The 8,376-nt window shown below is 32.4% G+C and carries 9 protein-coding genes; all 9 read right to left on the minus strand.

Going from position 1 to position 8,376, the window contains the following annotated elements; translation table 11 throughout:
* Nucleotides 1-72 precede the first annotated feature (72 nt).
* Nucleotides 73-1,086 (minus strand): UDP-glucose 4-epimerase GalE, encoded by a 1,014-nt coding sequence (gene galE / locus BM157_RS02325; protein ID WP_055306095.1) that lies wholly within the window; start codon nucleotides 1,084-1,086, stop codon nucleotides 73-75.
* A gap of 58 nt (nucleotides 1,087-1,144) precedes the next feature.
* Complete coding sequence (locus BM157_RS02330) at nucleotides 1,145-1,570, minus strand: hypothetical protein (RefSeq protein WP_022502156.1); 426 nt, start codon at nucleotides 1,568-1,570, stop codon at nucleotides 1,145-1,147.
* Complete coding sequence (locus BM157_RS02335; RefSeq protein WP_022502157.1) at nucleotides 1,570-2,322, minus strand: zinc ribbon domain-containing protein; 753 nt, start codon at nucleotides 2,320-2,322, stop codon at nucleotides 1,570-1,572. The genes BM157_RS02330 and BM157_RS02335 overlap by 1 nt, the downstream gene beginning before the upstream one ends.
* Nucleotides 2,319-3,119, minus strand: coding sequence for a zinc ribbon domain-containing protein (locus BM157_RS02340; RefSeq protein WP_022502158.1), 801 nt, complete (start codon nucleotides 3,117-3,119; stop codon nucleotides 2,319-2,321). Before BM157_RS02340 ends, BM157_RS02335 begins: the two co-directional genes overlap by 4 nt.
* 112 nt (nucleotides 3,120-3,231) lie before the next feature.
* Nucleotides 3,232-4,461 carry a UTP--glucose-1-phosphate uridylyltransferase gene (locus BM157_RS02345; protein ID WP_055306098.1) on the minus strand — a complete coding sequence of 410 codons (1,230 nt, stop codon included), beginning with the start codon at nucleotides 4,459-4,461 and terminating at the stop codon, nucleotides 3,232-3,234.
* A 117-nt stretch (nucleotides 4,462-4,578) separates the two neighbouring features.
* Nucleotides 4,579-5,151, minus strand: a complete 573-nt coding sequence (locus BM157_RS02350; RefSeq protein WP_055174177.1) for a hypothetical protein — start codon at nucleotides 5,149-5,151, stop codon at nucleotides 4,579-4,581.
* 12 nt (nucleotides 5,152-5,163) lie between these two features.
* A complete protein-coding gene (locus BM157_RS02355) occupies nucleotides 5,164-6,453 on the minus strand; it encodes an AAA family ATPase (protein ID WP_055174176.1) in 1,290 nt (429 codons plus the stop codon).
* Between the two features lie 69 nt (nucleotides 6,454-6,522).
* Complete coding sequence (glf, locus tag BM157_RS02360; protein ID WP_090139807.1) at nucleotides 6,523-7,635, minus strand: UDP-galactopyranose mutase; 1,113 nt, start codon at nucleotides 7,633-7,635, stop codon at nucleotides 6,523-6,525.
* Between the two features lie 600 nt (nucleotides 7,636-8,235).
* Nucleotides 8,236-8,376: hypothetical protein (locus tag BM157_RS13190; RefSeq protein ID WP_456361686.1), on the minus strand; the 141-nt coding region annotated here is incomplete at its 5' end.

The following is an 8,376-nucleotide window of genomic DNA, read 5'->3' on the forward strand; positions in this document are numbered from 1 at the left end:
AATAATTATATAACTATCGCGATATTGTAATAGCAATATTAATATTAACACTATATTACGCCGCTATATATTCTACTGTCTGTATCCGTTAGGATTATGGCTCTGCCAGTTCCAACTGTCTTTACACATATCTTCAAGTGTCTTCTTAGCTTCCCAGCCTAGAACCTTAGCCGCTTTAGAGGCATCAGCCCACGAATCAGGTAAATCTCCCGGTCTTCTGTCACCAATCACATAATTAATCTTAACACCTGTTGAACTTTCAAACGCATTAACTATCTCAAGTACACTGTAAGGAGTTCCCGTTCCTAAGTTAAATATCTCAACACCCTTATGTGACTGTGCATATTCAACAGCCTTAAGATGTCCGCAGGCAAGATCTACAACGTGTATATAATCTCTTCTACAAGTACCGTCTGGTGTATCGTAATCTCCGCCAAATATTGTAAGCTGCTCTCTTCTTCCTGCCGCAACCTGTGATACATAAGGCATAAGATTATTAGGAATTCCCTGTGGGTCTTCTCCAATCTTACCTGATGGATGTGCTCCAATTGGATTGAAATAACGAAGAAGTATAACTGTAAGCTCTGAATCTGCATTAGCACAATCTGTAAGAATCTGCTCCATCATAGCCTTAGTCCATCCATATGGATTAGAGCATGCACCTCTTGGCATAGTTTCAACATATGGAGGCTTCTGTTCTCCATATACTGTCGCTGAAGATGAGAATACAATCTTCTTAACTCCTGCTTCTTTCATACACTCAAGAAGTGTAAGTGTTGTATCAATATTGTTACGGTAATACTTGGCTGGAAGTCTTGTTGACTCACCAACTGCCTTAAGTCCAGCAAAATGTATTACACAATCAATCTTATTATCAGCAAATATCTTAGTCATAGCTTCTTTGTCTTTAACATCAGCCTCATAAGATACAATACTTTTTCCAGTTATCTCTTCCACTCTCTTTATAGATTCAGGACAACTGTTACTGTAATCATCAACTATAACAACATCATGTCCTGCATTAAGTAATTCAACTGCTGTATGTGAACCTATATATCCAGCTCCACCTGCTAATAAAACAACCATATGTACCTCCCAATCTTTCTTTGTAATTATTATAACATACCTAAGCCAGTAATCAATGTCAAGAAACAACTATATATGTATTTTTTACTGTTTCTAATGCTTCTTTAAATATCTTTCTTTGAAGCAGCCTTGTATTATCCTCAAACTGCTCTTTCAGTTCATCTGCCTTATTAATATCTCCCAGCCTGACATACATATTATAATCAACTGCAATATTATAACATTCTACAAACGTATAATAATCCTTCTCATCTTCAGATATACTTTTACCAATCCCCTTATTATAATTAACCTTCTTAGAAAGTCCCGCATAATCTTTTTCTATAAAATCATTAAACAGACTCTCTTCTTCATATCCGGCATATCTTCCCTTGACTCTATATATCTCGGCTGCTGTATCTGCTATCGGAGCAATGGATATTATGAGCAATATTGCAGATATAATATATAACAACACAAATGGATTAAACTTTTTCTTTCTCATTATCCGTATATCCTCCTTGTTAGAAGTGTAAGCACCTCTGTCTGATTCATATCCGGCAATTTCGCAATATCGTCATCTGTGAAATCGCAGTAAGCTTTGATAAATAAGTGCGCCTTATCAAGTATATTCTCTGCATAAGACTGACTTTCTTTACTTCTGCTCGTATCAAAAGAAACCAGCCTGTTCATGGTGTCCTCTAAATCCACTATTGATCTTGCAGCTCTGTTAAGACTATCGTCCCACGAATAAGATGATGAATCGCCTTCTGCTTCTTTTATCCCACATATTGCCCTTCTTATTTCAAGATAATCATATAAAATGCTATAGAAGCTGCTCCAGCCATATTTATAATCATCTGTTATAATAATACGGTCTGCCGTTTCATACAGCTCATAAAGTGTTCCATAATCTTCATTATCAAGCAGCTCTCTAAGCTGTATCTGAATTTCATCATTATGTTCTTTGTTATACTTTTTGTTGGAATTCTCCGCCAATCTATATCCCAGCATTGAATTATTAGCTATAAGAGCTGCTGCAAGAACTATTGCAGATAACATAACAACCGCAATTGGTGTTATATTCTTCACAAACCACTTACTATTGCTTATTACTTTGCTTCTGGTTCTATTAAACTTCTTGTCATAGTTCTCCATATCATTGACATGCTTTAAAGCCTGCTCATTAGGAGAACCACAATTAGGACAGAACTTTTGATTAAGCTGAAGCGGCGCACCACAATTATTACATTTCATCTTCTACTCCATTCTTCATAATACTTATCTTCATATGATTGTCCAAGCTTATAATCATAATAACCATCTGGATATAATTCATCTATCTGCTGCCTTATATCATCTTCTGATAATCCAGCATAATTAACCAGGTAGTCTCTGGCATTCTCTACCCACATATCTATTATCTGTCTGTCCTCTTTAGAACAAGTCATATAATTTCTATTAGCATATGAGCCTTTATTTTCTTTCATATTTACAAGGTCAAGAGCATGCCTATAGCCATTCTTAAACTGGTATTCCATTACCTCTGCTTTATCCTGTCCTTTAACATTCTCGTATACCTTTGAAAAAGCATCATAATACCAGTCATATAGCTGTATAAAATTATAATGTTCCCAGCTTGCCATAAGGCTTGTATTCCCATCATAATTTCTTATTATATCTCTGGCTTCTGAATATCTTTGAAGTGTATACAATTCATCAAGTTTAGCAGAATTGTCATCGTACCAATCCATAGCTTTATGAATCTCATTACGTTCTTTTCTTGAATCGTTATACTGCTTATAATCAAAACGTCCTATAGCTACTCCTATTACTAAAGCAGCAGCCGTTCCAATCAATACATATCCTATACTTTTGGCTATGCTTAATAAAGCATATCTTCTTACATTCTTATCAAGATTATCCATATCACTGTTAATCTTATATAAGTCGTTCATATACTTCTTCTCTGAAGCCTCGTACTGCATAGCACCACAATACGGACACTTAATATCCTTACTGCTAATATCTGCTCCACAATTACTGCATATCATACATATCCCCCTTATATTAGAATAATGTCAGCTGGGTGTAGGTTAATATTAATAAATGAGGCCTCCCTATTATACGGAAGCCTCATTTAATATATGTACAGATAGAAACCTTTTAAAATTCTATTCCATTAACCTTAAGTAATTCCCTTGCACTTTCAAGTGAATCCTTACCTGTCTTATTCTTAATAGGTGCAAATTCGTAATTACGTTCAACTTCATATGGAACACAATTGTCCATCATCTCAACCATATCAAGAACAAGCTTTTCAAACTTATAGCCATTAGGTGTTTCTGGCTTAACAAGGTTATCATTCTCATCTATATAAGGTATCTTCTTTTCTACTATATGTAATGGAAGCTTTCTGTTAGCTATCTCAACAAGCTTGTTAAAGCTGAATAAATAATTAAGAATAACTCCAAATCCATATGTAAGCTCGCCATCTTCTCTTCTCATATTGGCCAGTTCTTCTGACATCTCATAATACTCAATAATTGAAGGATGTCCGTTCACCTTACACATTACACCAACCTTCTCGTCTGGTGCACATTTTCTAACAACCTTTGAACCACAATCTGCACCTGAAAGTATTGTTGCACCTACAAATGATGGGTCTGCAATTCTCTGTAAAATATTATCTACAGCAAATACATTTACCAATTCAATGCCCTTGCTTTCCATATCCTTATCAAGTCCTGCATCAATAAGTGATGTAAACCAGCCGCCATTGCCATTAGGTGACATTGCAAGACTGTCAGTGCTTTCCATATAAAGCTTACCATTATAATCAACAGATGGTGCCATACTCTGAATAAAGAACTTAACATAGTCTTTATCATATCCAAAGAAGTTGTGTTCTTCAAAAAATGCTACTGTATCATTATTGTTCTTATCACTTGTCATAATATAAAGTGGCACATATGCACCTGACTGGTTAACTACATCTAATAAGTTATTAATCAACTGCTCGAAAAGGAATAAATCCTTATTAATACCTACATTAAGGGTTCCCTTTGGCTTATCAAGTCCAAGTCTTGTACCCTGTCCACCTGCAAGTAATACTGCGGCAACCTTGCCAGCCTTGATAGCCTCTATACCTTTAGCAGTATATTTATCCTTATTAGCTTTAATATCCTTTATCTCAACAGCTTCCAAAGGCTCTACTTTTCTATCAGATGAATTGTCCTCTGCTTTGTGATTAATGCTTTCAACAACACTCCAGTCTATGCTTGCAACCTGTGCAATAAGCTTCTTAGCTGAAACTTCATCAAGAGCCTCAAGTCTTTTAATTACATGCTCCTGATTGTGTTCTTTTAACGCATTAATTGCTTCCTGCTTATTCATTGTAATTCTCCTCATACAGTACATAATATTATTCTTATTAATTATACAACTTTTTAATAATTTATTCAAATTTGTCTAATGTTAATTATTATTTATCACCTAATTGCTTGATGAAAATTAACTACATGTTTCTTGATTTTCCATCAGATGAATGAACTTATTTTCAAATTGTTCCTTCGAGTATGTATGAGTTTCTTTAAAAAGATACCCCTCTAAGTTACCAATCCCCATAATTTTCGCTTCCTGCTGTGCATTTTTTTGAATACTAGCATAAATCTTTCCTAAACTCTCTGTCTTTTGTGCTTTATTATTCTTTTCATCATTGTATACAAATATATAACAAAAATTATTTCTTATATCTTCAAATGTGTTAATTATTTTCATATCAATAAGCATAATCAAACTATCATATATTTTTCTATACATATCATTCTGTTTAAAACTGCCATTCTTAAACTCAATGAAATACCATCTGCCATTTATATCCTTATATAACGCATCGTTAGACTTTGGTACTGCTTTCCAACCTCTCCCTTTTGCATAAATATTAGGGATTTTATCAAAATTAATAACTTTAATAAGACTTTCTGTCATAGTTTCTTTGTTCGTAGAATCTGTTGAAGCTTTTTTCATTGTACATATATTATCAATAAAAATATCTGGCAACTCTTTTATCACTTTATCTGTCATAAACTTTCTTCCTTAACCATTATTCAGCTCATATCTTAATGTATCTAGAGCCTCTATTGGTGAAACCATCTTTTTGTATATCTCTTCAATATTATCTGTCACATTCTTCATATTCACTCTATTATTATCAACTGAAGATATATAATAATTAACACTACTATCTGTAGCATATTTACAAGAAAATAAATTAATTGCATCAACAAAATATGGACTATGTGTTGTAACTACCACTGACAAATCAAATTGCTTTTGAAGTAAAACTAATAACTCGGCATATGCTATCTGCCATTGCGGATGAAGATGAATTTCTGGTTCATCTAATATAACCACATCTTTCTCACTCAAACTTCCTTTTTCCAGCAGCATTTTTAAAATAACAAATGATTTCATTCCTGTCGACAAATTCGACAACGCAACTGGTTCATTATATCCATTAAGCTGCAAATAAAATTCACCGGTCATTTGATCGTTTGTAATATCACCATCAACAACCTTACGCAAAAGTATCATTATATCATTTATCTTTTCTTTTGCCATAACTGCACCTATAACTCCATCGAATATATCGTTCTTTTTATTAAGCAAAAGTGCCTTTAATGTTTCATTAATAATATTAAGATCCTGATATTTCGACAATTCATCAATTATAAACGGGTTATCTATATATACCGCCTTATGCAGTATATTTATTTCTCCTAAAAAATCATTACATTCATTATTAGAAAATGATAATTTATTATGCTTATCCTTTATCTGCAAATCAATATCTGCTAAATTAATATCTCTATCTGAAGATAATGAATTAATCTGTCTATTAAAAACACTATTGAAATAACGTGATATTATTTCTTTTCTTATTACGTCATTAGATATATTCATAACACGAATTATATTATCAGCAATTTCTTCTAACATTATATCATAATCGTCAAAAATGCTATTATTCTTATCTTTAAACTGTTCATTTAATTCAGCTGCTATTTCATCTTTATTAAATGTTTCATTATTAAAAATTATATTGTTAACATACCTTTCAACGTATAATGTATACTGTCTATATGTTTTAAAATCCATTTGTACATTGATATGATTTTGAATTATTTTTCTATTATTGGCATTTATTTCCGATATTCTTTGTCCTTGAATTTGCTCGTTAATATCATACAATGAATTGAAAATTGAAAATAATATTTTACCTATTGTACTTTTTCCTGTATTATTCTCTCCTGCAATAACAGTTATTCCATCTATAATAATATCCGCATTATCTATTTTAGCAAAATTACTAATGTTAAGTTTCATTAAATATATCCTCTCAATAATAAAATATATTATTTATTATAACATATGTTTTATATATTCAAACAACTTTTATCCAAAAATACTCTCACATTTATTAAGTACAGAGGCAATTGTAGCATCCATATCATAGTACTTATATTCGCCAAGTCTTCCACCGAATATAACCTTATTCTCTGCATCAGCAAGCTTCTTATATTCCTCGTATAACTTTCCGTTCTTCTCATCATTTACTGGATAATAAGGTTCATCACCTGGCTTCCATTCTGATGAATATTCCCGGCTGATTATTGTCTTTGGAAGGTCATTGCCAGCTTCATCCTTGCCGAATTCAAACCACTTATGCTCAATAATACGTGTCCAAGGTGTCTGCCTGTCTGTATAATTAACAGCTGCATTTCCCTGGAAGTTAGGCTTATCAAGTGTCTCATTCTCAAATCTTACTGAACGGTACTCAAGTGTTCCAAGCTTATAATCAAAATAAGCATCAATAGGACCTGTGTATACAACCTTATCTGCAAGTGCATCAAGTTCTTCCTTATGCTCAAGATAATCTGTATTTAATCTTACTTCAATGCCATCAAGTATATTCTCAACCATCTTTGTATATCCACCCATTGGAATTCCCTGATATAAAGCATTAAAATAATTGTTATCAAATGTAAGTCTTACCGGAAGTCTTTTAATAATAAACGCTGGTAAATCCTTGCAGTCCCTTCCCCACTGCTTCTCTGTATAACCCTTTACAAGCTTTTCATATATATCACGGCCAACAAGTGATATAGCCTGTTCTTCAAGATTCTTAGGCTCGCCTGTTATCTCTTTCTTCTGCTCTTCGATCTTTGCAGCAGCTTCCTCTGGAGTAACAACGCCCCACATTTTATTAAATGTATACATATTAAAAGGCATTGAATATAATTCACCCTTATAATTAGCTACAGGGCTGTTAGTAAATCTGTTAAATTCAGCAAACTGTGTGATATACTCCCATACTTTCTTATTATTAGTATGGAATATATGTGCACCATACTTATGTACATTAATGCCTTCCTGCTTCTCTGTATAGATATTACCTGCTATATTAGGTCTTTTATCTACTACAAGCACTGACTTTCCTGCCTTCTTTGCCTCGTGTGCAAAAATAGCCCCGTATAAACCTGAACCTACTACTAAATAATCGTACATATAATTATCTCCTTATCATTAAATAACCCAATTGACATTTATTTATCAGTTATTTCCTAACTTATTACATTGAAGAATACCTTTATAATACCGTAACTGGTACGAACTCTATCATCCCCGCATCTTTCCATCTTTTATAATTCTTAATTTTCTTAGCATGCCTAAATTAATCTCCATTATATGCACAGCTTTATACATTTTATGTTATAATAGCATATTTTTTATTCAATCGTAAATAATAACTCTTATGTTTTACATCCTATCAAAAGTACAAATTAAAATATAATATACAAAAAACTCTTATTACAGTTCCAATAAACATATGCCTATTAGATTCACTTGATTTGAATTGAATATTATTCTGCTAAAAAATATTAAAAATTTATCGGGCATTATAAACATATATAATACCCGATAAATTTCGCCTTATATCTTTAGATTATATTATTTGAGCAATTTATTTTTTATAAATGTCAAATACAAATCCACATCTCAATTAATTTGAAGAACTGTTGTTTCATTGTCATATTGGCATAATTTAATCCACTCTGACTTAATATTTACATATTATAAAAATACAGAACTTAAATATATATATTATTATACTCTGTATGCCCGTCCATTTACAATATTATATCTTACACCATTGTATACATATGAGCCATTTTTTGAGAAATCTACTTTTCCATTCTCAATATAGAATTCTCCGTTCTCATTACTGGCTACTCCTGTAAAGTCAAA

The sequence above is a fragment of the [Lactobacillus] rogosae genome (assembly GCA_900112995.1).
GTDB classification, from domain to species: domain Bacteria; phylum Bacillota; class Clostridia; order Lachnospirales; family Lachnospiraceae; genus Lachnospira; species Lachnospira rogosae.